Genomic DNA, 24147 nt, shown 5'->3' with positions numbered 1-24147 from the left:
ACGTTAGACGGATACAAACACCTTGCCCATGAAGTCGCCTTGCAAGAGTCCGATGAACGCCTCCGGGGCATTTTCCACTCCCACCCGTTCGGTCTCGTGAACGACCAATCCTCCTTCGCGCAACCACCTGCCGACGTCATTTCTGAAAGTCTCAGCGAGAGCGGTGTGGTCGTTTACCAGAAGTCCGGAAATGGTCAACCGTTTGCGCACGATCTCGAAGAGATTTCCCGGGATCGACCGCCCGACACCCTCGTAGCTCGAGATCGTGCCGCACACCACGATGCGCCCGTGGTCCCGGAGTTGGGTCAGGGCAGCGCTGAAGTGGTCGCCTCCTACATTGTCGAAATAGACATCGATTCCCTCGGGAGCCGCGGCGGCCAAAAGATCAATAATGGGTCCGACTCGGTAATTGACGGCAGAGTCGAATCCCAGGGTGCCGGTGACAAAATCCGCCTTGGTGTCGCTGCCGACGCTTCCGACAACTCTTCCTGCCCCCATCTTGCGCGCCAGTTGTCCCGCCAAACTCCCGACTGCGCCCGCAGCCGAGGACACGAACAGCGACTCCCCCGGTTCGAGCTTGGCGAGTTTCAGGCCTGCGTACGCTGTGAGGCCGGGCATTCCCAGAACCCCCAGGAAGTACGACGGTGGGAATCCACCGGTGTCGAGAGGGCGCACAGCGTTGGCTGGCAGGATGGAGAGCTCTCTCCAGCCATGCATATGAAGCACTGTCGTACCCTCGGGAATCGTTGGCACCCGTGACTCGATCACGACGCCTACGGCGCCGCCTTCCAGCGGCTGGCCGATGGCGAACGGCTCGATGTACGAGCGTTCGTCGTCCATCCGGGGCCGCATGTACGGGTCGACGGAGAAGACAGTATTTTTCACCAGCACCTGTCCGGCGAGAAGTTCTCCAACGCAGACACTTTCGACTCCGAACACCGAGCGATCGAGCCGCCCTTCGGGGCGTCGCGCCAAGGTGATCTGCACCGATTCACGCATGGTGGTCACTGCTCATCTGCATAGGCGGCGCGGTGTAGTTCTCGCATCTCACGCTTCGCGAACTTGCCTACACTCGTTCTCGGGATGGATTCGACGAACACGATTCGATCCGGGAGTTGCCATCGGGCAAACTCGGTTGACAGATGACTCAGTAGTTCGGCTTCGCCGACATTCTGGCCTGGCACTCGCACGACGCACGCGAGCGGCCGTTCCGACCATCGGGGATGTGGTACGCCAACGACTGCAGCCTCCGCAACCGCCGGATGATTCATCAGCTCGTTCTCGAGATCCGCCGGGGAGATCCACTCGCCGCCCGACTTGATCAAGTCCTTGGTTCGATCAACCAGCCGGACCCAGCCGCGTTCGTCCATGGTCGCGACATCGCCGGTCCTCAACCATCCGTCGTCGGTGAGAGGGGATTCTTCCTGTTCCACACCGTAATAAGCGCTTGCGATCCACGGCCCGCGGACCTGCAGCTCGCCTGTGGCGACGCCGTCATGGGCTACCGCATCGAGTGTTCCCGGCCGGACGAGGCGGGCCTCCACCCCTAGAACCGGTCGTCCGACTCCGGTGCGCAGCTTCGCGCGCTCACCATCTGAGAGTTCCGCGTGATCAGCGTCGAGTTTTCCCACCGCCGCAAGGGGGCTGGTCTCCGTCATACCCCAGGCCTGCTGAATTGGAAGCCCGATGCGTGTCCGGTAGTCCTCGGACAGTGCAGCCGGAACAGCGGCACCACCGCACGCAATGAGTCTCAGAGATGTGACGTCGCGACCTTCGAGATGGGGCAACGCGGAGATCCAGATAGTGGGCACGCCAGCCGTCATAGTTATTCGATGCCGAACGATCAGATCGGCGACGGTGGGGCCGGAGAGGTCAGACCCCGGGAGCACGAGTTCCGCTCCCGCGGCAATGGCCGCGTGCGGAATTCCCCACGCGTTGGCGTGAAACATCGGGACCAACGGTAGGATTCGGTCTGCTTCACCAATGCCGAGTGTGTCCACCGCGCTTGCCGCCATGGAATGAAGGAAGACGCTGCGGTGACTGTAGACGACGCCCTTGGGATCGCCGGTCGTGCCACTGGTATAGCACATCATCGCGGCCGACCACTCGTCCACCGGCTCGAACTCCACCGGGTTGGAAGTGCGGACGAGGTCATCGAAATCGTGAACAGCAATCCCTCTCATGTCGGAATCGTTGTCGGCTGCGCCGCCGGAGTCCCTCATTACGACGACCTGCTTCACGGTCGGGCAGGAGGGCAGCACGGGAATGAGCGTCGGCAGAAGCGACTCGTCGACGAAGATGACTTCGTCACCCGCGTGGTTGATGACGAACGAGATCTGCTCGGGAAACAGGCGAATGTTGATGCAGTGCAGGACGCGGCCGGATGCCGGTACCGCGAAGTACAAATTAAGGTGCCGGATCGAATTCCAGGAAAAAGATCCCACCCGCGCCGAGCGCGGAATACCCAGCCTGTCCAATGCGCCCGCCAGCCGACGCACATCATCTGCCCAATCCGCATAGGTAGTCACAGCTTCGTGACCCGCACTCACAGAGGTGATGCGTTTGTGTCCGAAGTTGCTTTCACCGCGGCGGAACAAGGTGTGCACCGTCAGCGGATAATCCTGCATCAGGCCATTCATCGAGGAACCTCCAGATCGTCATACTGTGGAGCAGCAGGGGCGACGCCGCCCAGCAATTCGGTGCATCGCTGGCTTGCCATCCGAAGCCGTCGGACGTTCGTCAGGAGATCGCGGTGCGACATCGTCGCGCTGAGGCCGTAGAGCCCGATCTGAAGCGTGTGATTGCCCGGGAGAAACACCGGAACGCTGAGTGATCTGACGTCGCACTCTGCGTGTTCGTCCGTCAACTGAGGTTGGGTAAGCATCGTCTCTCGCACCTCGGAAAGGGCCTCGAGCACGATGTCGCTGTACACCGCACCGTCTCGGTCCTCGATCGCCCGTTCGAGCGCCGCGTACGGCATGTCTCCCCGTCCGATGACGTATCCACGATCACGGACCATCGCCAGCAACTCACACCACTGCTCCAGCTCCGTGTGTCCCGTAGCTACATCGCGGGCGATCCACCGTGGTACGTCGTCCGGTGGGCCCCATGCCGCCAGGGCCACACCCAGAGGCGCGATGTAGGGGAGGCGACGCCCAACACGGGTCGGTCGTGCGTCACTGCCGGTCGGCGAGTTTCCGGCGCTCGCCAGCACCACGAACTCGTCGTGAAGTCGAGCAGCAAGAAGACATTCGGCCTTGCATTCGGTCGCCGTGCTTTCGAGAACCGTCCGGATGACTTCGACAGCGGGCAGGAACTCGATCAGGCGGGTGTCTGCGGCGACCAACGACGAGTGGATGAATCGGCCATAGCCGCCGCGGAAGAAGAGCAGGGGCAGATCGCTCGCCTGCGAGTCGAGTGCCAGCACTCGACCGACCACGAGGTGGTGGTCACCCAGTTCTCGGACTTCGGTCACTTCACACTCCATCCATGCGACTGCTCCTTCCAGGATCGGGGATCCGTTCGGTGAGGGACGCCAGTCGATGCCGCTGAACTTGTCGCTCGACTTCTGCGAAAACTGTCGGCACAGATGCTCCTGTTCGGCGCTGAGGACGTTTACACAGAATTTGCCCTGCTGCTGAATACGGGGCCATGACGATGAGTTTTTGTCTGGATAGAACGCCACCAGCGGGGGCTCTAGTGACACCGAGGTGAAAGAGCCGATGGTGAGAGCCGCAGGGGGCTCTCCGGGCACTACCGCCGTGATCACGACGACGCCAGTCGGATACTGCCCCAATACCTGCCGGAACTGTTGATGGGTGAAGGTCGTGCTCATTGGCATTTCCTGTCAATATCGAATGCTGCAGTCTTTGTTTGACATCCACACCGTGACGGATGTCAGCACACCGGCCCGCCGGCAACATAGATGGCCTGCCCGGAAACAAATCCGGCACCTTCGCTGCAAAGGAATGAGGCCACGTGCGCGACGTCCTCGGGTTGGCCCACCCTGGCGACGGGGATCTGCGCAGCGCCCGAGGCGATGAGTGCTTCGAACTCCATTCCCATCCGAGCCGCTGTTGCTGCAGTCATATCGGTCTTGATGAAGCCTGGGGCAATACTGTTCGCGGTGATACCGAACTTCCCGAGCTCGATCGCGAGGGTCTTCGTCAGACCCTGCAGACCTGCCTTTGCGGACGAGTAGTTCGCCTGACCTCGATTGCCCAACGCCGCGGTGCTGGACATGCTGACGATGCGGCCGTACTTCGCGGACACCATGTGGCCTTGCACGGCCCTGGTCATCAAGAATGCGCCCGCGAGGTGCACCTCCATGACCTGACGCCAATCACTCAGCGACATCTTGAACATCAGATTGTCCCGGAGAATCCCTGCATTGTTCACCAGAACCGTCGGGGCCCCCAGCTCCTCGTTGATTCGATCGACCGCACTGGCGACCTGATCCTCATCACTGACGTCGGCGCCTACCGCGATCGCCCGTCCGCCAGCTGTTGTAATTGTCGAGACTGTCTGTTCGCAGGCGCTCTCGTCGAGATCGAGCACCGCGACATTCATGCCGTCGGCTGCAAGTCGTTGTGCCACTGCGGCACCGATTCCCCGTGCCGCCCCAGTGACGATGGCGGTGCGATTGTCGGTCATTGGATTCTTCCTGTCGTCGGTGCGGCATCGCCGGACTCCGATGAGAGGCCGGCTGCCGTGTCAATGTTCGTCAGTAGTGATTTTCGAAGCTGACTCTTGAGCGACTTACCCGTCGCAGTGCGGGGAATAGGTACGTCCCGGATGTAGCGCGACGGAATCTTGAACTTGGCCAGCCGTTTTCGGCAGTGATCATCGACGTTCCGGTCATCGATCTGCGCATTGGGATACGTCGTGATTACCGCCACGACCTCCTCGCCGTATTCCGGGTGCGGCATTCCCACGACGGCGACCTCCATGACCTCCGGGAGCTCTGCAATCACTTGCTCGACCTCCGCCGCCTGAATGTTTTCGCCGCCCCGGATGATCACATCCTTGATTCGCCCTACGATGAACAGATAGCCATCGGAGTCGACCATTCCCAGGTCCCCGGTCCGGAATCCACCATCGATAAACGCACTACTGGTTGCCTCGGGGTTTCGCCAGTAGCCCTTGGCGACGGTGGGCCCGCTCACCCAGATCTCGCCAGCCTGCCCGGGCGGCGCCTCCGTATCTTCTGCAGTCAGCAGTTTGATCGTGTTGACCGGGTACGGCACACCGACCGACTCCGGCTTGCGGAACAGGTCGTCGCCGACACTCAACGCGATACTCGCCGTCGTCTCGGTGAGGCCGTACCCGGTCACCAGCATCGCCTGTCGGCCGACGTGATCCTTCACGGAATGAAGCAGCGAGCTCGGAACAGCCGCAGCTCCCGAGGAGACAGCCTTGAGCGAGGTGAGATCTCTTCCGGTGCTGCGGCTTTCTTCCATCACGAGCTGTCCCAGCATGGTTGGCACTGCACCGAGTGAGTTGATGCGCTGGTCTTCGATGATCCGGAGTGCCTCCGGTGCGTCCCAGCGGCGCATGATCACATTCTTCGAGCCGGCTAGAAGCGAGGTGTAGATGGCGCCGAGGCCGGCGACATGGAACCAAGGAAGCGCGTGAAGTACAGCTGGCTGCCCAGACTGGTCCGGGATAGTGTCACCCGCGACATGCTGCATCACCCGCGCGGTGATCAGCGCGTTGCTTACGGATGCACAATGGTTGCCGTGTGTGTGTACCACCCCCCGCGGCCGTCCGGTTGTCCCCGACGTGTAAACGATTGTCGCCAAGTGATCTGGGCCGATGACGACATCGGGGAGGCTTCGATGATCACGATCGGCCACAACCTCTGCCCACTGACGGCCCGCACGGGCACCGTCACCATTCGTGGACGCAGCGCCCAACCACACTGCCCGTGTCCGGAGGCGCTCTGGTAGCCGATCAGCGAGTGCCTCGTCGATGACCACACGGGATGGATCGGCATCCGAGAGCGCATAGGCCACTTCATCGGTGGTCCAGGACGGATTGAGTGGCACGAATACCGCGCCGATGGCCTGCGCCGCCCAGAACACGACCGGAAGTTCCGGGCCGTTTCTGGCAAGTGTTGCGATTCTGTCCCCCGCCCCGATGCCGTGAGATCGGAGCCAGTGAGAAGCGGCAACAATGTTGCTCCAGAGCTCGCTGTAGGTGGTCGACTCGTCGTCCATCTGCAGTGCAACTGCCTCGCCGTGGCCGGCAAGAATCACCATCAGGTCGCGAAGCGAGCTGGCTTCATTCCTATAACGCGTGCGCTGTCGTCCGACGCGACTATCGTGAATCAACTCGAAGTCGGGCTCGGAATCCACCAGCTGTCGCAGGGCCTCGACAGTGACCACAGCAACTCCTTGATCTGTTTCGGGGTAGCGTCCACGCGGCATCGGATCAAGCTCCGATCGACCATGCGTAGCGCGGACTAACTTCCGCTGTTACGTACGATAATCGTACGTTAAATGGGTAAGCGAGTCCACACCTTGATGCACAATTCACCACTCGGTCAGCACCTGAGCCATGCCGAGGCTGCTCTTTCCTCCGGTTCGATACTCGGCGTGTAGGACGTCGACAACCGGGATGAGGGACCAGTCGTTCAGTGCGGTCCCCTGATGAAGCGCGAGTGTGGCCACGGCGTCCCACGTGTCCGCCTCTCCCAGGCTGTAGGCATTCTGAGCCTTGAGTAATTGGGTCTCGAGGACATTCCCCGTGTGATCTCGCAAATCGGCGGTGTAACACGCGGCATACGCTTTGTGCTCTGCGGTACGGCGAGAGGTCGTCTGCAGCTTCACAGATGCCAAGGCCTCATTCGTGTAACCGAAGATGTCGCAACGGAACAGGCTTCCCGCCCAGCCGGCCTCGACCCGACCGAGCCCGTACGGCAATCCCCAGATCTCCCGCGCGGCGATCGTGCCCATGAAATCCGTTTTCAATCCACTGACTGTGTATCGAACGGGCGTGCCCTGGTACTCGGCGTACAGTCCGATGTACGCGCCAATGTACGGTCCGAACGACGACGTCTTGTGACACGAGACGCGCAGCCAGGCTCGGGAGTTCTCCTCGGGAGTCAGTGCCGGGGGTAGGGCGGACCGATAGGCATCGGTATCCGTTGAGAAGTCGACGAGAAAGTCCCAGTCCCGCGTGTACTCATACGGACCCGGGGGGTACCACTGTGCAACTTCGCTCATCAGCGATCATTCCTAACTTTGAGTAATGTGTGAAAAGGTCAGCTGTCGGGAACGAGCCGACATGTATATCTACTGTCCCGCTGCCGGGTGCTCGGCTATCGCCACGGCGCCGGTAGAAATCAAATTGTTCACGCGATCCGTGCCGATACCCAGTTCACCGAGCACCTCACGAGTGTGCAAGCCGGCCACGGGAGGGGGGCCGCCAATGGCTCCGGGTGTGCGACTGAGCCTGGGCGCGGGCGCAGGCTGAATGACATCGCCAACGGATACGAAGGTCTCGCGTGCCACATTGTGTGGATGACGAGGGGCATCTGCAAGGCTGAGAACCGGAGCGAAGCACACATCGGTTCCCTCGAGAATGCTGCACCATTCATCGCGTGTGCGAGTACGGAAAATGTCGGCGAGTCGTTGCTCCTGCACCGCCCACTGTTCTTCGTCATGCTGCGCGTCCCACAGCGGTTCCGTCAGACCCAAGCGGCTGCGTAGCAGCGCGTAGAACTGCGGTTCCGCTGAAGCGATCGTGACAAACTGCCCATCTTGGCATTCGTAGACGTGATAGTAGGGTGCACCGCCATCAATCACGTTGCGCCCCCTACCCAACTTCCACTTTCCATCGGCGAGCAGACCGTGGTACGGAGCGCTGAGAGCCGCAACGCCGTCGACCATGGCGGCATCGACGACCTGCCCGACGCCGGTACGCTCAGCGACTCGCACTGCGCACAGGATTCCGAACAGTAGGAACATGGTGCCGCCGGCGAAGTCACCGACATAGCTGACCGCGGGTACCGGGGGGCCCGATGGATCCGCACCCATGCCTTCGAGGGCTCCGCTCAAAGCGATGTAGTTGATGTCGTGCCCGGCGGCCGAGGCCAGCGGTCCATCCTGGCCCCATCCCGTCATGCGCCCGTACACGAGCCGAGGATTTCGACGATGACAGTCGACTGGTCCCAAGCCAAGTCGTTCCATGACGCCGGGACGGTTACCTTCAATCAGTACGTCCGCGTGCTCTACCATCTCGAGCAGCAGTTCTCGACCGTCGTCGGTCTTGAGGTCGATCGACACGGAGCGTTTGCCTCGGTGTGTCGGTGCGATGTGATCGGATGCGCCGCGAGTCGGAACTCCCGGGCGATCGATTCGAATTACATTTGCTCCCATGTCGGCAAGGAGCATTCCGGCCAGCGGTCCTGGACCTATGCTGCGAACCTCGAGCACGGTGATGCCGGACAGCGCTCGTGGGCTGGTATCGGTCACCGGTGCTCCCCCGCGTTGTTGACAGCGCCCGCCTCGATCAACGCTTCGATTTCGGCATCGCTGTAGCCGACCGATGCCAGGATTTCTCGGCTGTGCTCTCCCAACCACGGAGCCGGGCCGGTGGGGCCTGCGTTGAAAGCGCCGAACCGAATCGGGTAGGACGGCTGACGGACAGTGCCCAGGTGCCGATGGTCGACGTCGTCGACGTACCCGTTGGCCAGCGCCTGTTCATCGTTGAGCACATCGGTGAAGCTGTGAACCGGCGCGAAGAACAGTCCCGCCGACCGAAGTTCGTCAAGCCAGGTTTCGCGGGGTTTCGTTTGAAAGGCCTCGTCGAGAATCTGATACAGCAACTTCAGGTTGGCATTACGGGAGTCGACGTCGTGGAAGCGCGGATCATTGACGAGTTCCGCGCAACCCAGAACCTGGCAGAAGTTCGACCAGTGTTCCTGTTCGGGATGATTGGTTCCCATCACCCACTTGCCGTCCGAACACTTGTAGAGGTTGCGCAGTGGCGACCGACTGAGCCGATCACCGTTCATCGAGACCTCGTGGCCCCGTGCACCGGTGAATCCGAGGTTGCCGTACATCAGCCATGTTCCAGCGCCATAGAGGGAGGTGTGCACCTCTTGCCCAATACCGTGCAGTTCCCTTGCGGCCAACGCTGTGATGGCAGCATGACTACCGACGATGGCGGTGAGATGGTCCATGACCATGACGTTGAGCGGCTGCGGGTTGTCGCCGCCCGCGGTGAACATCATGCCCGACATTGCTTGTCCCACATTGTCGAACGCGCCCGCATCGGCGAGTGGTCCATCTCCTCCGAACCCGGTGACGTTGACATGGATGATCGTCGGATTGATCGCCGACAACGCCTCGTAGTCGATTCCGAGCGCTCTGCGTGTAGGGCCACGGAGGTTGGTGACGAAGATGTCGGCCCCCTCGACGAGGCGTTCCAGAACCCCGTGCGCGGCGGCTGACTCGAGGTCCAGGCTGACTCCACGCTTGCCGCGGTTGGAGAGCTCGAACATGACAGTCCAACCGTCGGCATCGATGTTGCGCGTGTCGGTCATCGGCGCGAAGGCAGCGAAGTGTCGTTCGGGATCCCCCTGTAGGCTCTCGACCTTGATCACGTCAGCACCCAGGTCGGCGAGGATCGCGCCTACCGCAGGTCCGGCGTGCCACACTCCGACCTCGACAACACGAACACCATCCAGTGGGCCGCTCAGCTTTGATTCTGCATGCGCAGCGTTGACGACCACGTCAGTTCTTCGACAACGCGGCTCGGAGGTAGGCTCCGAGCTTCTCGATAGCCAGATCAGCCTCTGGAACGTGACCAGCTCCCATCTGGAACACATGCTGCATCTCCGGGAATACCTCGAACTCGACTGCCACCCCACATTCGAGGGCCTTGTCCCGCAGCCGGATCGAGTCATCGAGAAGTGTCTCGTGGCCTCCGACCTGGATGAACAGCGGGCACAGATTCGTGAGATCAGCACGGACCGGCGACGCGACAGGATCGTCAATCGCGCCAGAGGCGTAGAGCGATCCGAGTGCGCGCATGCCGTCTGCGCTCGCCATCAGGTCGAGATCGGCGTTGGTCGTCATGGACTCGCCTGTCGCCTCGAGGTCAGTCCACGGTGACATCAACGCTGCAGCTGCAGGCAACGGCAGTCCTTGATCCCTGAGCCTGAGCAGAGTGGACAGGACCAGGCCACCTCCGGCCGAATCACCCACCAATACAACGTGCTCCGCGGACACTCCACTCTTGAGGACGGTTTCGTACGCGGTCACTGCATCATCGAGTCCCGCAGGAAACGGATTCTCGGGCGCACGCCTGTACTTCGGGACCAGGGTCTTCGCTCCCGCTGCCCGAGCCACATGGCCGGCCAGGTTGCGGTAGCCAACAGGTGTACCGAACGCGTAACCCCCGCCGTGCAGGTAGATGATGACTGCGTCCGCGAAGCCATCAGACGCGGATGGCTGCACCCACAATCCCGGAACGGCATCGACCGAGGCATCGCTGAAAGTCACTCCATCCGGTACTCCGGTCATCGCTTGCAGGCCTTCGGCGACGACACGCTGATCGTCGAGGGGCAGGTGAGCCACTGCTGCCATGCGCGCGCCATGCCGCTTCAAGTCTTCGACAAACTTGGCAGCTTCTCTACTCGCCATTGCTGACCGCCTTTCAGGTGTTCAACCGCGGCTACCAGGTGTGGAGCCGCGGGAGATGTGACCGGGACCATTACGTACCGTACTCGTACGTTAGGTGAGGGCGATGGCCGACGTCAAGCCTTTGAACTCGCCACCTACGAGCCAGTGAGCGTCTTCGCCTGGACTGCGCCTACCCCTGCGACGATCCAGCCCTCGGAGGAGAGACGTTGACCGCCCGGCTGGACCAGGCGTTCAAGGGATCGGCGTTGCTCTGGCGAAAGCTCACTTGAAGCCGGCATGCCCAGCATCCGCTCGAGGGATGCATAAAACCGCGCGGGACTCATTCCGAACGTGACCCATATTTCGCTGATGGACACCTTGCCGTAGTGCGTAGTCCCGTCGGCACCTATGCTCCAAAGACGGATTCGCCTGACGCTTCGGTGCGGCGTCGAAGCAGCTCGAGTGCAGGGTCAAGCAGCTGTGTGCTCCACTTTTCCGGATTCCGTCAAGGACTCGACTCGGCAGACCTCCTTCGCGGACGCTGCCAGCAGGCTGCCTATTTTCGGCGATCGCGCCGCCGGCCTCCGGGGAGTGTCGCCGCCGAGTTGGAATACTGCTGCATTCGCACCTGCCCCTTCGGTTACTCGCTCGGTGAAGACTCGGGCGGGTGAAGAGGAGCAGGAGGCGACAAGGATTCTCGAGGGCTGCAACCTGACCGGCTGCTTTCGCGTCCGCCCGAAGTCGCCGTGTCGATCACGGCACTGTGACGCTACGTGAAGATACGCAGGGCCTAGCACACTCGACGACTGGACGCAACCAGGCCCAACCGCAGCACCCCCCGAGAGCGATGAGCGATCGACCATCGTCGATGGATCGAGACAGCTGTGGCCGCATCCTCGAGACGACTTTACCTAGCCTGAGGTCCGTCCGAATTCTGCCAGTGCGCGGAGAGTCCAGTTGGAGAGTTCCTCCACGTAGGCTTCCTCTTGCAAGGTCAACTTCGCGCGCTCCGACGGTGGGGTGTGGATAGTACGCATCACGACCGGCCCGCCGATCGCCTCCAGCATGTGCTTCACTGGCGGAGAGCAGGCCAGCTCCCCCCGCTCGATCGCGCGAGAAGTGATCCCCTCGAACTCGAGCTGGGCGGGATGTAGCAGGTCCGAGCGCGAGATAACCTGCAGCTCGGTATGAAACGGTAGCTCCACCTGAAGTCGTAACCACGCGCGACCAGAGTCAGTCATCATGAAGTTGAAGAACCGCCGAATATAGTCTTCGATATCTGCGCGCAGAGACCCGTGGTCGACGGCGGTCTGATCCACGAGTTGAGTGGTCGCAGCTCGGAGCAACTCAATACGCGAACTCCACCGTCGGTACAACGCAGGCTTTCCGACCCCGGCCTCCGACGCCACCGCGTCGAAGGTGAAGCGTTCCCAGCCGCGGCAGGCGAATACGCGGACAGCCGCCTCGAGAATGCGCCTGTCGTAGCCGGCTTGCCGCGGCCTGCCGACTGGCACCTGCATCACTGTGGTATCTTCAGCGCCGCTTTCCACATTCCCCTCCTGGCTTCGACCGAAGTGGGACACACATCAAGTTCACACTTCATAACGTACTTCTACTGTACGTTATTACTGAGCGGACCGGGCGTGGGTATTCCATACGGTGTGCCCCGGTTCAGTCCCCGGCCCGCACCTTGCCCGTCGCACATCTCAGCTTGCCCCAACGATAGGACTACCGGGAACCATGGAACACCCTTCGGCTTGTAGCCCGCCGCAGCACCAGCCACTGCCGGCAAGCGGGTCGAGAACAGATTGGATTACGTGGGCGAATTCCCTGGAAAGCATGAGGGCAATCGGGCTCGTGTGCCTGTCGGTCGAACCCGAACAATCCGAGTTCATGCTGGAAGTCAGCAATTTCCCCCTGAACGCAAACTCTGCCATCAACGGCGGGATAGTTGCCGCTGTCGCGGACCAGGCAATGGCAGTCGTTGCCGCTCGCGCGTCTGCGCCAGACTTCGTGCCAGTCACCGGCTCCCTGCACATCCAGTTCCACTCGCCCGCCCATTTCCCTCTGACCATTCGCGGCACACTGTTGCCGAGTGGGTTTCGGATCAAGTATGTCGAAGTGGTAGTCGAGGACGACGCAGGTCGACGATGCGCGACCGCACATGGAACTATGATCAGTGGACGAACCGCTCGACGAATTGCACCGCGACGCAACAACGAGCCTTGATCAGCACTCGCAGACCCGCGTCAGCAAGTGAATGCAAAGCTTGTACCCCAGTGGTGGAACTTGTCCCACATCGCCGTAGGTTGTCGATGCCCGGTGCGGACCCGTGGTCAGCTTGGCTCCAGGTGCGGCCGCTCGAGCTTCCCACTGATTGCAGATGCCTTGATTCGGATGGTCGTTTGGAACTTCAGCGCAACCTTGCTTCACCGGGACACCGACCTGTCTCCCAACCTGGGTTCCTCCCACTGCCACAAATCGGTTCGATGCGCATCGTTATAACTGGTGCCACGCTCGAGACGTTCGTTCTTCCACGGTCATCGATCGCAGCCTGGATGTTGCGCCGGGGGTGGCGGAGGGCCCCGTCATAGGAGGGAGACCATTCAGCGGAGCACCGAGGGAGCAGCATGGAGGGGCTGATCTCGTAGCTCGCGATCGGAGCCCGGCGCCATTCAGGATCACCAATATGGCGACCGGAGGATCGCTGACGGACACGGCGCACATTACAGCAGGACTTGGGTCATCCGGACCGACAGGCGTTGTACGACAGCCAAACTCACGAGAGTCGGCGAGCCGAGCCGCCAACGCGTCTATACGGATCCTGCATTGGACAACTGACGATGGTCGCGCGGAGCCGCGACGATGAAGGTCAGGCCTGTCCCGATTGGGCCATCGTCCCAACCCGGTGGTCAAGATAGCAGCGGGCAGGCGCAGCGACTCCGACGGCTATGCCCTCGCCGCGGCATTCACTACCCTGATAGAGCCGCGGTCTCCCGCGACCAGGCACGGTGATCGACGACCTCGAAATCGCTGAGGTCGAGTACAGCGTCTGGTTCAGTCACCGCGGGTTCCACGTCGAGACTTGACTGATAGAACCCGCGGTAGCCGAACAGGTTTTCACCATTCACGACTCAGCGGAAACAGCCGAGGTTGGGTCATAAGCGTCTACACGAAACGCGGGCGGCACCGTTGGGACCTTCTCAGCTGGTCCGCGCACCGACAAATGATCGTGCCAGGCAACAGAACAATCGCTCAGCAGCGCTGGCAGGTCAGTGGAGTGTGATTCCGGCATCGATCGTCATAGCGTGACCGGTGATGAAACGCGCTTCCTCGGATACCAGGTAGGCGACGGTATTGGCGACGTCGCTGGGTTCGACCAGGTTGACGTCGAGCATGTTTGTGAAGAGGCTTGCCGGCCGAGGATTCCGTTCGGTTGCCACGGCGAAAATCTCCTGCACGCTCGGATCTGTCGCCATCTCCGTATTTACACCCGTTGGGTGGATACTGTTGACCCGGATGTTGTCCTTGGCCAGCTCGGCCGCGAATGCTTTGGCCATCCCGGTCACGGCGTACTTGCTTGCAACGTAGTCGATCATGAATGGCTGAACACGAACGCCTGCCGCCGAACTGGCCAGTACTATGGACCCGCCGGATCGGTTCTGCAGGTGTGGCGCGCCAACCATGACCGTGTTCCACACCCCGATGAGGTTGATGTCGATGGTGTCCCTGAAGGCCGCCGGAGTTATCTGGTCCCATTCTGTGATTACTGCAATTCCCGCATTCGCGACGACGATATCGAGCCCGCCAAACTTCTCGACTGCGTCGTCGACGGACGATTTCATCGCGTCGAATTCGCGCACATCGGCGACGATGGGTATCACTCGCCCGCCGAGTTCCTCGACCAGCGCCACCGTCTTGTCGAGGTCGTCGGTCGTAGAAGAGCGATACTTGACGCTCTTCGGCAGCGCGTCACACAAGTCGAGTGCAATGATCGCCGCCCCCTCTGACGCCAGCCGCTGAGCGTGCGCACGGCCCTGGCCACGTGCTGCGCCGGTGATCAATGCAACTTTGCCTGTCAAATCTGACATGGGTTCTCCTCATCTTGTCTTGGATGCCGAAAGGTTGATCCAGCTGTGAGCGAGGATGTCCCCGCGGTGAAGCTGTTCTGCGACGACTACTGTGCCGTCAATCCGCCGTCGATGTAGAGTTCGGCCCCTGTGATGAAGCTGGATTCCGGGCTGGTAAGGAATGCGACGGCGTCGGCTACTTCTGCCGGCGTGCCCAGTCTGTTCATGGGTGTCCTCGCGACGGTGGCCTCTCCGAAACTTGCGTCTCCGAGGCGATCTAGCATTCGCGGTGTTCCGATGTAGCCCGGGTGCAGGGAGTTCACGCGCACACCAGCACGCGCCCAGTAGACGGCTGCGCTCTTGGTCATTCCACGAACCGCGCCCTTTGCGGCGTGATACGCGAAACTATGTGGCACGCCGATTGTCCCCAGGACGGAGCAGACGTTGACGATCACCCCGCCTCCGCTTCGTTCGATAAGCGCGCCTGCGTGTTTCATCCCGAGCCACGTGCCGGTCTGACCGACCGCTATGACCGAGTCCCACGCTGTAACCGACTCATCGACGACCGATCCCAGCGTTGCCACCGCAGCGTTGTTCACGAGACCATAGAGCCTGCACTCTCGTGACTCGAGCTCCTCGACCACGGCGGCCCACGCCGATTCTGCCGATACGTCGAGCTGACGTGCGAGGTGTTCGCCATCCAGTCGCGCAACAAGTTTCTCGCACGCATCCCGGTCGATGTCGGTGACTATCAGCTGGGCACCTTCGTCGGCGAGTCGTTGCACAACCGCCTCGCCGATCCCTCCGGTCGCGCCGCTGACAAGGACGCTCTTACCCTCGAAACGCCTCATGCTCCGTTGCCCTTCGGGCTCAGTGCGGACAGGCCCGAGAATGGGATCAGTCGGGTGGTCCGGCTACTGCCTTTCACGACCAGTCTTCGGACTTCTGGAAGCATATTCTGCTTCCAGAACTCGCTGTCGTACACCGCTGAGTAGAGACGGTCGCGCTGCTCGTCGCTGTCGAACTGACGCATCCACACAAATCTGGTGTGATCGTTGTCTGCCCAGAAGAGCCCGAGGACCGTCATCCCGCAACTCTGTTGATATGGGACGGCACGGTCCATGAAGCCTTCCCACTGCTCCCACATCCCTTCGTTCACCTGGTATTCGTACTGTTCGATGAACACTTTGCACTCCTCACCATCGAGCCGAGCCAATTTGAACCACCTGTGCCGACTCGGTGGTTTGCGCTACCCCGCAAGGCGTCCGCCGTCGACCGATATCGAGGTACCCGTGACGTGGCTGGCCGCCGAACTCATCAGGAACGCGACCGAGTCCGCAACGTCCGATGGGTGCGCGAGCCGACCCATCGGCACCTGGGCTGCGCGTGCCTCTGGATCAAGACCGAGGCCGGCGAAGATCGTACTCATCATCTGCCCGGCAACTGGACCCGGACAGATCGCATTGACGCGTACACCGCGAGCGGCCCATTCCAAGGCGGCCGTTCTGGTCAAACCCATAACCGCATGCTTCGACGCGATATAGGCCGCCATGTTTGCCTGGCCGGCCGACCCGCCGATACTCGAAGTATTCACCACAGCGGCGCCGCTCCCCATTAGTGGCCCGATGTGCTTGAGTCCGAGAAAGACACCACGCACGTTCACCGCCAGGACCCGATCGAAGGTCTCGGTGGGGTATTCGATGAGCGGCACACAGGCCCCGGTGATCCCGGCGTTGTTGAAGAACCGGTCAACCGATCCACCACCGAACTCGCTGGCGAAGCGGCTATATCGCACCGCGTCGTGCTCCGATGAAACGTCGCACTGCAGGATCGCCACCTCGCTGTACGCATCCCGTACGGCGCTCTCCACCGCGCGCAGGTTCGGCAGGTCGACGTCCACGAGCAGTACCCGGGTATCCGAGGAGGCCATGCGGGACGCAACCGCGGACCCGATGTCGCCCCCGGCACCCGTGATCACCAATGTCTCCGTCATCGAACCGCTCTGACGACTTCCGCAGGCGTGAAGTTCCCTCTCACTGGAACTCCATGCCTTTGTATCCGCTATCCGCCACCTGCGAGGCCCATTCCCGCCACGTCCCCAGGCCGCCGTAGTAGGTCAAGATCTTGCCGTCGGATCCGGGGATATTGCCACGCTGGTACCACGAACCCTTCGCGAGCAGAACCGGCTTCACGGTTTCATAGACGTGCTCGGTCCATTCGCGCGCGGCTTCCTTTGTCACTTCGACGCGAGAGTAGCCATGGCGCTTGACGTACGTGATCAAGTCGGAAGCCCAATCCGCATGGACCTCGCTGAACGCCGGGAGGTTGCCGCCCACGCTGTGCACGCCGGCCACAAAAGTCAGATTGGGGAATCCGGGCACACCCATACCCAACAGGGTGCGCGGGCCGTCGGACCAGGCCTCCATCAGCGCTTCATCGTCCATGCCGCGGATGTCGATCTTCTTCAGCGCACCGAGCCACGCTTCGAAACCGGTGGCAAAAATGATGACATCGAACTCGAACTCATCTTCGGTGGTGACCACACCAGTTTTTGTGAACCGTACGACCGGAGACTCTTTGAGGCTCGCCAACTGGACGTGGTCGCTGTTGTAGGTCTCGTAGTAGGACGTTCCCTTCGGCGGGCGGTGCATGCCGAATCCGTGATCGTTCGGAATCAGCCGCTCCGCCAGATCCGGGTCTTCGATACTCGCACTGATCTTCTCGGCCACATACTTCGAGAACTCCTGGTTCGCGGCGGGGTCGGCCAGGGTGTCGGCAAAATTCGACGACAGGATGCGCAGCCCCCCAGAGTTGTAAACCTCGTCGTACTTTCTCAGACGCTCCTCCTCCGAGACCTCGAACGTAAGGCGCGGCTCAGGTTCATGAATGAAGCCGCCGATGTGGCCGAGTCGTTTCTGGTGTACTTCCCGGAAATTCTTTCGGTACTCCTCCTGCTCCTCCGGTGTGAACGGCCGGTTGTTCAGGGGTGTGACCCAGTGGCCGCTGCGCTGGAACACCGTCAATGACGCGGCGTCTCGTGCCACCTCCGGCACCAGCTGAACGCCGGACGAGCCGGTGCCGAAAATCGCGACACGCTTGCCGGCGAAGTCGATCCCCTCAGCCGGCCACTCGCCCGAATGGACCATGACTCCTTGAAAGTCGTCCATCCCGTCGAACGCAGGAATGTAGGGCTCGGACAGCATGCCGGTCGCCAGGACGAGGAATCTGGTCACTACCTCCTGGCCGTCGGCATACCCCACAACCCATACGTTGTTGTTCGAATCGAACCGGGCGCTTACGACAGTTGTGTCGAGCTGGACCTTGTCGCGTAGTTCGAACCGGTCGACAACGAAATTGAAGTAGCGTTCGATCTCCGGCTGTCCGGCATAATGCTCGCTCCACTGCCATTCCTCGGCCAGGATCTCAGAGAAGAAGTACCCGTACGAGTAGGAATCGGAATCGAATCGAGCGCCGGGGTAGCGGTTCCAGAACCAGGTTCCGCCCAACCCGGAACCTCGCTCGACCAAACGCACGGAGTGACCTTGCTCGTTGAGTCTGTAGAGGGCATAGATTCCCGAAACCCCGCCACCGACTACTAGGGCGTCGAGTACCTCACCTTTCGCCGACTCCGGATCTGCACCGTGCGCCTGTTGGTTGTTCATTCGGACCTCACATGTCGTTGATTCGGGATGTGCATCCGGCCCTCGCCGCGCGTCTGTATATGACTGCGCCAGATGGGAACTGAGCTCGAGTGAGCGACCGGTGTGCTGAGACTCTCACTCGAAATCGGATGCGTCAAGGGTCACATTCAAACCCATCGGTCACCACTCACACCTCACCACCCTTACGCTTGCACTAAACGTACTGAAACAGTACGATACTACGAGAGGGCCTGGTCAGCCAAGGTCTATGCAGAGTCAACCGGCGCGGAACGTTGCCCCCGGCACACCGACTTCTGCGATCCGAACGCGAGCCACGAGAGAGAGGATGGCGTTCACGTGTCCCGTCGCGCTTTCATTGCAGGTATTCACGAGTTCCCCGCGCGAGTTGCACCGTCTTACTCGCCTCATCAGATCAAAGCCGAGAGCGCGTCCAAGGCACTCGCCGATGCCGGACTCACGTGGTCCGCTGTCGACGGCCTCTACGATGCAGGTGAGTCCGAGACGTCACTTCCCGGGCTAGGGGTGGCGGAGTACCTGGGAATCAAACCCAAGGTCATCGACACGACGAATGTCGGCGGGTCGTCGTACGAACTTCACATCGGTCACGCGAAAAATGCCATTGAGGCCGGCCTGATCGATGTTGCACTGATCACCTATGGTTCAACTTTGCGGAGCGAGTCGAGTTCGGGTGGTATCCCGACGAGCATCGGAATACACGAAACTCCCGCGGAGCGGATCGAGCGCCCGCACGGTCTGTCGCTGGTCGGCAGCTACGCCCTGGTTGCCTCGCGCCACATGCACGAGTACGGCACCACTTCTGAGCAGTTGGCGTCCGTCGCGGTGTCCGCACGCCGGCACGCACTTCGCAACCCTCTGGCAGTCGATGGCCTCGAGGCCCTGGCAATCAGATCTCGCGGTGAGCTGACCGTAGACGACGTGGTTTCGTCTCGCCCCATCGCCGATCCGTTGCGTCTTCTCGATTGCTGTCTGATGACGGACGGAGGCGGAGCAGTCGTCCTCGTGTCAGATGCTGTACTCACGGACTGCCGACATGCCGGGGTCGAGGTGCTCGGCACGGGTGAGGCAGTGTCGTTCGTCGATGCCGACAGTAACTTGACCACCTCGGCTGCGGTCGAGTCCGGCCGCCGTGCCTTCGCCGAAGCTGGTGTCAGGCCCGACGATATCCACGTCGCAATGCTTTACGACTCGTTCAGCATCACCGTCGTAACCCAATTGGAGGATCTCGGCTTCTGCCCCAAGGGTTCGGGTGGCGAATACGTTGCCAGTGGCGTACTGGACTTCGACTCGGACGGCGGTCCGGCAGTCAATACCGACGGTGGAGGACTCTCGTCGACCCACCCTGGGATGCGAGGACTCTTCTTGCTCATCGAGGCCACCCGACAGATGCGCGGTTCATCGACATCGCAAGTACCCGGCGCCGAACTCGCGGTCTGCAACGGGATCGGGGGATTCCTCGGATCCCGGCATGCGTCCGGAACTGTAGTCCTTGGGAGAGCATGATGACACACCAATATTTCACTGCTGCGGCGGTAGGTTCAGAGCTGTCACGCTGCTCGAATTGCCGCCACCTCTTCACATATCCACGCGGTCACTGCTCGCAGTGCGGGTCGCTGTCGATCACCAGTGAGCCGATCCGAGACCGCGGCACCGTGTACGCGGTGACGGTCGTACGCGCACACCCGAACCCCGAGTTCAACGCGATGGCACCGTATGCCGTCGCATATGTAGATCTTGATCTTGGCGGTCGAGTGCTGACCCGACTCACCACCCCTCACGCAGCGTCGGTCCGAATCGGCGACCGCGTCGAAGTGGGCCCTCCCGCCGCCATACCTGCGACGCATGACAGGTCGCCGAACGCGACCCCGCCGGTCGCGCCGTTCGGTACCGCAGCTCAGGAAGAGCAGGTAGGCCGATGACCTCCACCGAGTCGAGCCTTGGGGTTCATCGTCAGGATGACATTGTCACCGTGAGATTCGATCGTCCTGAGAGCAAGAATGGGCTCCGCACGCAGGAGTGGACCGATCTGAAGGAAGCCCTGGACGAGGTCAGCAAAAACAACAGCGATCGGGTGGTCATTCTGACCGGCGCCGGCGGGAACTTCTCGTCCGGAGCCGAACTGGGTGCATCGTCGGATGATCTGTTTCCCCTCGCCCCCATGCAGATCGTCAACGAGGCTTGCCTGGCGATTCGACGACTGAACAAACCTGTGATCGCTGCCGTGTCGGGGTATGCGGTGGGTGCAGGCTTCAACCTCGCCCTCTCCTGCGATCTCGTTGTTGCCGATTCGACCGCCCAATTCTCACAGATTTTCGTCAAGAGGGGGATGTCACCCGACCTGGGAGGTTCGTGGTACCTGCCACAGGCACTCAGTCTTCATCGGGCCAAGGAGATCGCCTTCTTCGGTGAAATGCTGACCGCGACGCAGGCCCGCGAGCTGGGCCTAGTCAATCATGTCGTGGCACCGGAGGATCTCGATTCATTTTGCGATGATTGGGCGTCGAAACTGAAGGCGCTTCCACCGATCGCATTGGCGCGGACCAAACATCTGCTGAATAGTTCGTTCGATGGAAGCTTCGGGGCTGCACTCGATCGGGAAGCTGTCTTCCAAGAGCACAACTTCACAACGCTGGACACCCACGAAGCCATCTCGGCGTTCCTCGAGAAGCGGAATCCCCGCTATCTCGGGCGTTGAGAACTGGTCGGGCACGATAAGTCAGGCCGATCGGCGCCGTATGTCGCGGAGTCGACGCACGATAGGGAGTGACATGAAAGTCTTCGACGGAATCGACGAATTCCAGAGCGCTGTGGGATCCCATCTGGGCTTCAGCGAATGGATCCCGGTCTCGCAGAACGATATTAATACTTTCGCGGAGGTGACTGGTGACCGCCAATGGATACACGTCGACCCGGAGAGCGCTGCAGGCGGCCCCTTCGGCACAACGATCGCACACGGGTATCTCACGGTGTCGCTGATTCCGCGGCTGACGGCAGAAATCTTCTCGATCGACGGCCTGTCGATGGGTATCAACTACGGATTGAACAAGGTTCGATTCCCGGCCATCGTCCCAGCCGACAGCAAGGTGCGCGCCGGCGCCGAGATCGCGTCCGTAGAACCGACCCACCACGGGCTTCTGGCCACAATCAGGGTGACGATCGAATGTGCCGGGTCGGACAAACCAGCATGTGTTGCTGACACCGTCACGCTATTCGCGTGAGAACACAGCGCGGTGAGCAATTCGTCTTCAAATAACATCTTCCGGGAGAATGGAGAACCCGCTGTGAGTGGTTCAATCCAGCGAGTCGCGCGTGCCGTTGCCGACCTCGTCGACGGCAACGCCATCGTCCTCGTCGGTTGCGGGAGTACGGACCCGGACGGATACCTCGTTGTCGCGGCAGAGAACGCCAGCACTTCCGCTCTCGACTTCATGGTTCGTCACACATCAGGATTCATCTGCGCCGCAGTGACCGACGACGCATGTGCGCGGATCGACCTGCCACCTATGGCCGGAACCCGCCCGACCCCCGGAGACGACTACACAGTCGCGGTCGATGCCGCAGGCGTGGGCACGGGCATCTCCGCAAAGGACCGAGCCTGGACTCTCCGCCAGATCGCGGACCCGTTCAGCACTCCGTCCGGGTTCACCCGCCCGGGACACGTCATTCCTATTCGGACCCATAGCGACGGGGTGCTCGGTCGTCGCAGGTCGGCAGAGGCGGTCATCGATCTGATGCGTGCGGCCGGACTTCGGGAGGTGGGCGCACTCGCGGCACTTGTCTCGGTCGCCGACCCCACTGGTATCGCGGATTCGACCGAGTCGCTCGCGTTTGCGGACGCGCACCAACTGAATTCGATCTCAGTACAGGATATCGTGAACTATCGAAGAACTACCGAGATTCACGTCCGTCAGACCTTCCGTACCCTGCGTAACACACCCTGCGGCACCGTCGAGGCATTGGGATATCACAGTGACGTCACTAATGCCGACTACATCGCCTACTCCTCAGGCGATCCGTCAACACTGAGCCGCGCACGAGTGCACGCACGCTTCGAGACGGACTTCGCCCCGCATGCACCTTCGGTAGACCAGGCCGAGCCCGATATCACCAACGCACTCGTTGACCGCGACGGCCTGATCGTGATCGCCCGACGCGCGAATGATTCGGATGACATGGAGCAGTCCGACCGCCCGGACTGCTCCTTCCACAATCGATACGGCGAGCGAATTGCTGATATCGCGCAAATACTACGTGCCCGCGAGGTCCTCGAGCCCCGCCTAGTCAACCCACCGCCGGGACTGTTCGAGGTATGGAGCATCTTGAGCAACTTGGCATCGACCGCAGTCGGTAAGGCTGCACCGCAGTGCATATCGTCCTCTTCACCGACACGAGGGTAACGACCCCGCCGAGGCATGTGCAGAAATCGCCCCTTCCTGGACGACTACGGCGATCGATGCGTCGACTCGGACCGACTACTCGCTCTCCCCAAATGCGCAAGTGACGCAGGTGCATCGCGAGATGCCGCCCGGCCAGAACCAATCCCCTGAACCATTCGAACGGCACATAGAGAGTCGACATGAAGAGATCAGCCTTCACTGCAGAACACGACCAGTTTCGAGAATCGGTGCGTGACTTCCTGAACCGGAAGGTGGTGCCAAACGTTGACTCCTACGCGGAAAAGCGACTGATCGAACGCGAAGTATGGCGCGAAGCCGGAAAGCAGGGCATCCTCGGCCTCGAAGTTCCGGAGACATATGGTGGCGGTCAAGCCAACGACTACAGATTCAACGCCGTCGCCACTGAGGAGCTTGCGGCCGTCAGCATGGCATTGGTATCAAGCTTCAGTATCCATTTCGATATCGTGACACCCTACGTCGTCGACCTCGCAACGGAGGAAACCAAGCGAGAGTGGTTGCCTCGGATGGCCGAGGGAGAGGTCGTCGCCGCTATCGGCATGACTGAGCCCGCCGGCGGGTCCGACTTGGCAAGTCTCAAGACTTCAGCAGTCCGCGACGGTTCGGACTGGATACTCAACGGCTCCAAAACCTTCATAACCAACGGCTATTCCGCCGACTTGGTGGTCGTGGCCGCACGAACCGATCCTCAGCAACGTTCGAGAGGAATCAGCCTGTTCCTTGTCGATTCGTCCCTACCCGGCTTCGAGCGTGGACGCAAGTTGGACAAGGTTGGCCAACCGGAGTCGGATACAGCTGAGCTGTTCTTCGACGGACTGCGTCTACCTGCTGCCGCAATGCTTGGCGAACCCGAAACAGGATTCGCGGCAATGATGGAGCGACTGCCTCAGGAGCGTCTCGGCACAGCCGTGGCGAACATTGCACATGCCAAGCAGATCCTCTCCGAGACAATTGATTACGTTAGGAATCGTAAGGCCTTCGGGCGATCAATCGGCTCCTTTCAGTACAATAAGTTTCTGCTTGCCGAGTTGGTGACGAAGATTGAGGTCGCCCAGGCATTCGTCGATGCGGCAGTAACTGAGCACGCGGAGTCCGGCCTGAGCCCGGTGGACGCGGCCAAGGCAAAATGGTGGTCTGCTCACGTGCAGAACGAGGTGTTGGATCACTGTGTCCAACTCTACGGCGGCTACGGATACATGCGCGAATACAGGGTTGCGCGAGCGTGGATGGATGCTCGTGTGACAAAGATCTGGGCCGGCTCCAATGAAATCATGAAGGAGATCATCGGCCGAGACCTCGCTGTGTGACTCCGCTGTTCATCCGGACGAACGAACCCCATCACTCTCTCGAA

General features: G+C 61.1%; 20 protein-coding genes. 5 read left to right on the top strand and 15 right to left on the bottom strand.

Features of this window, described 5'->3' with window-relative positions; genetic code table 11:
- Positions 1 to 3: 3 nt before the first annotated feature.
- The 15 genes from HYG77_RS24220 to HYG77_RS24145 form a co-directional block, all read right to left on the bottom strand.
- Positions 4 to 999 carry an NADP-dependent oxidoreductase gene (locus HYG77_RS24220; protein ID WP_244461379.1) on the bottom strand — a complete coding sequence of 332 codons (996 nt, stop codon included), beginning with the start codon at positions 997 to 999 and terminating at the stop codon, positions 4 to 6.
- Between the two features lie 5 nt (positions 1000 to 1004).
- On the bottom strand, positions 1005 to 2639 hold the full coding sequence (locus HYG77_RS24215) for a long-chain fatty acid--CoA ligase (protein WP_208960880.1): 1635 nt from the start codon (positions 2637 to 2639) through the stop codon (positions 1005 to 1007).
- Positions 2636 to 3835, bottom strand: coding sequence for a flavin reductase (locus HYG77_RS24210; protein ID WP_244373088.1), 1200 nt, complete (start codon positions 3833 to 3835; stop codon positions 2636 to 2638). The genes HYG77_RS24215 and HYG77_RS24210 overlap by 4 nt, the downstream gene beginning before the upstream one ends.
- Before the next feature lie 62 nt (positions 3836 to 3897).
- On the bottom strand, positions 3898 to 4653 hold the full coding sequence (gene fabG / locus HYG77_RS24205; protein WP_208960878.1) for a 3-oxoacyl-ACP reductase FabG: 756 nt from the start codon (positions 4651 to 4653) through the stop codon (positions 3898 to 3900).
- On the bottom strand, positions 4650 to 6386 hold the full coding sequence (locus HYG77_RS24200) for a class I adenylate-forming enzyme family protein (RefSeq protein WP_208960877.1): 1737 nt from the start codon (positions 6384 to 6386) through the stop codon (positions 4650 to 4652). Before HYG77_RS24200 ends, fabG begins: the two co-directional genes overlap by 4 nt.
- A gap of 147 nt (positions 6387 to 6533) precedes the next feature.
- Positions 6534 to 7226 (bottom strand): acetoacetate decarboxylase family protein, encoded by a 693-nt coding sequence (locus tag HYG77_RS24195; protein WP_208960876.1) that lies wholly within the window; start codon positions 7224 to 7226, stop codon positions 6534 to 6536.
- A gap of 69 nt (positions 7227 to 7295) precedes the next feature.
- Positions 7296 to 8477 carry a CaiB/BaiF CoA-transferase family protein gene (locus HYG77_RS24190; RefSeq protein ID WP_208960875.1) on the bottom strand — a complete coding sequence of 394 codons (1182 nt, stop codon included), beginning with the start codon at positions 8475 to 8477 and terminating at the stop codon, positions 7296 to 7298.
- Positions 8474 to 9739: a CoA transferase gene (locus HYG77_RS24185; RefSeq protein WP_208960874.1), complete on the bottom strand. Its 1266-nt coding sequence runs from the start codon at positions 9737 to 9739 to the stop codon at positions 8474 to 8476. The genes HYG77_RS24190 and HYG77_RS24185 overlap by 4 nt, the downstream gene beginning before the upstream one ends.
- Position 9740: 1 nt before the next feature.
- Positions 9741 to 10595 (bottom strand): alpha/beta hydrolase, encoded by an 855-nt coding sequence (locus tag HYG77_RS24180; RefSeq protein WP_208960873.1) that lies wholly within the window; start codon positions 10593 to 10595, stop codon positions 9741 to 9743.
- Between the two features lie 947 nt (positions 10596 to 11542).
- Positions 11543 to 12181 carry a TetR/AcrR family transcriptional regulator gene (locus HYG77_RS24175; protein ID WP_208960872.1) on the bottom strand — a complete coding sequence of 213 codons (639 nt, stop codon included), beginning with the start codon at positions 12179 to 12181 and terminating at the stop codon, positions 11543 to 11545.
- Positions 12182 to 13903: 1722 nt separating this feature from the next.
- A complete protein-coding gene (locus HYG77_RS24165) occupies positions 13904 to 14722 on the bottom strand; it encodes a mycofactocin-coupled SDR family oxidoreductase (protein WP_208960870.1) in 819 nt (272 codons plus the stop codon).
- Positions 14723 to 14808: 86 nt separating this feature from the next.
- Positions 14809 to 15552 (bottom strand): SDR family oxidoreductase, encoded by a 744-nt coding sequence (locus tag HYG77_RS24160; RefSeq protein ID WP_208960869.1) that lies wholly within the window; start codon positions 15550 to 15552, stop codon positions 14809 to 14811.
- Entirely contained in the window at positions 15549 to 15887 is a 339-nt protein-coding gene (locus HYG77_RS24155) for an NIPSNAP family protein (RefSeq protein WP_208960868.1), read from the bottom strand. The genes HYG77_RS24160 and HYG77_RS24155 overlap by 4 nt, the downstream gene beginning before the upstream one ends.
- A gap of 63 nt (positions 15888 to 15950) precedes the next feature.
- Positions 15951 to 16694 (bottom strand): SDR family NAD(P)-dependent oxidoreductase, encoded by a 744-nt coding sequence (locus HYG77_RS24150; protein WP_208960867.1) that lies wholly within the window; start codon positions 16692 to 16694, stop codon positions 15951 to 15953.
- 40 nt (positions 16695 to 16734) lie between these two features.
- Positions 16735 to 18363, bottom strand: a complete 1629-nt coding sequence (locus HYG77_RS24145; RefSeq protein WP_208960866.1) for an NAD(P)/FAD-dependent oxidoreductase — start codon at positions 18361 to 18363, stop codon at positions 16735 to 16737.
- 336 nt (positions 18364 to 18699) lie between these two features.
- Between HYG77_RS24145 and HYG77_RS24140 the strand changes: the two genes are divergently transcribed.
- From HYG77_RS24140 to HYG77_RS24115, 5 genes are all read left to right on the top strand, one after another.
- A complete protein-coding gene (locus HYG77_RS24140) occupies positions 18700 to 19884 on the top strand; it encodes an acetyl-CoA acetyltransferase (RefSeq protein WP_208960865.1) in 1185 nt (394 codons plus the stop codon).
- Between the two features lie 412 nt (positions 19885 to 20296).
- On the top strand, positions 20297 to 21076 hold the full coding sequence (locus HYG77_RS24130) for an enoyl-CoA hydratase-related protein (RefSeq protein ID WP_208960863.1): 780 nt from the start codon (positions 20297 to 20299) through the stop codon (positions 21074 to 21076).
- Between the two features lie 73 nt (positions 21077 to 21149).
- Positions 21150 to 21599: a MaoC family dehydratase gene (locus HYG77_RS24125; RefSeq protein WP_208960862.1), complete on the top strand. Its 450-nt coding sequence runs from the start codon at positions 21150 to 21152 to the stop codon at positions 21597 to 21599.
- Between the two features lie 63 nt (positions 21600 to 21662).
- Positions 21663 to 22778 (top strand): 3,4-dihydroxy-2-butanone-4-phosphate synthase, encoded by a 1116-nt coding sequence (locus HYG77_RS24120; protein WP_208960861.1) that lies wholly within the window; start codon positions 21663 to 21665, stop codon positions 22776 to 22778.
- Between the two features lie 179 nt (positions 22779 to 22957).
- Entirely contained in the window at positions 22958 to 24103 is a 1146-nt protein-coding gene (locus HYG77_RS24115) for an acyl-CoA dehydrogenase family protein (RefSeq protein WP_208960860.1), read from the top strand.
- Positions 24104 to 24147 lie beyond the last annotated feature (44 nt).

Origin of the sequence: Rhodococcus sp. ZPP, assembly GCF_017656075.1 — a bacterium.
GTDB classification, from domain to species: Bacteria; Actinomycetota; Actinomycetes; order Mycobacteriales; family Mycobacteriaceae; genus Rhodococcus_F; species Rhodococcus_F oxybenzonivorans.
This window is presented reverse-complemented; position numbering and strand designations above follow the sequence as displayed.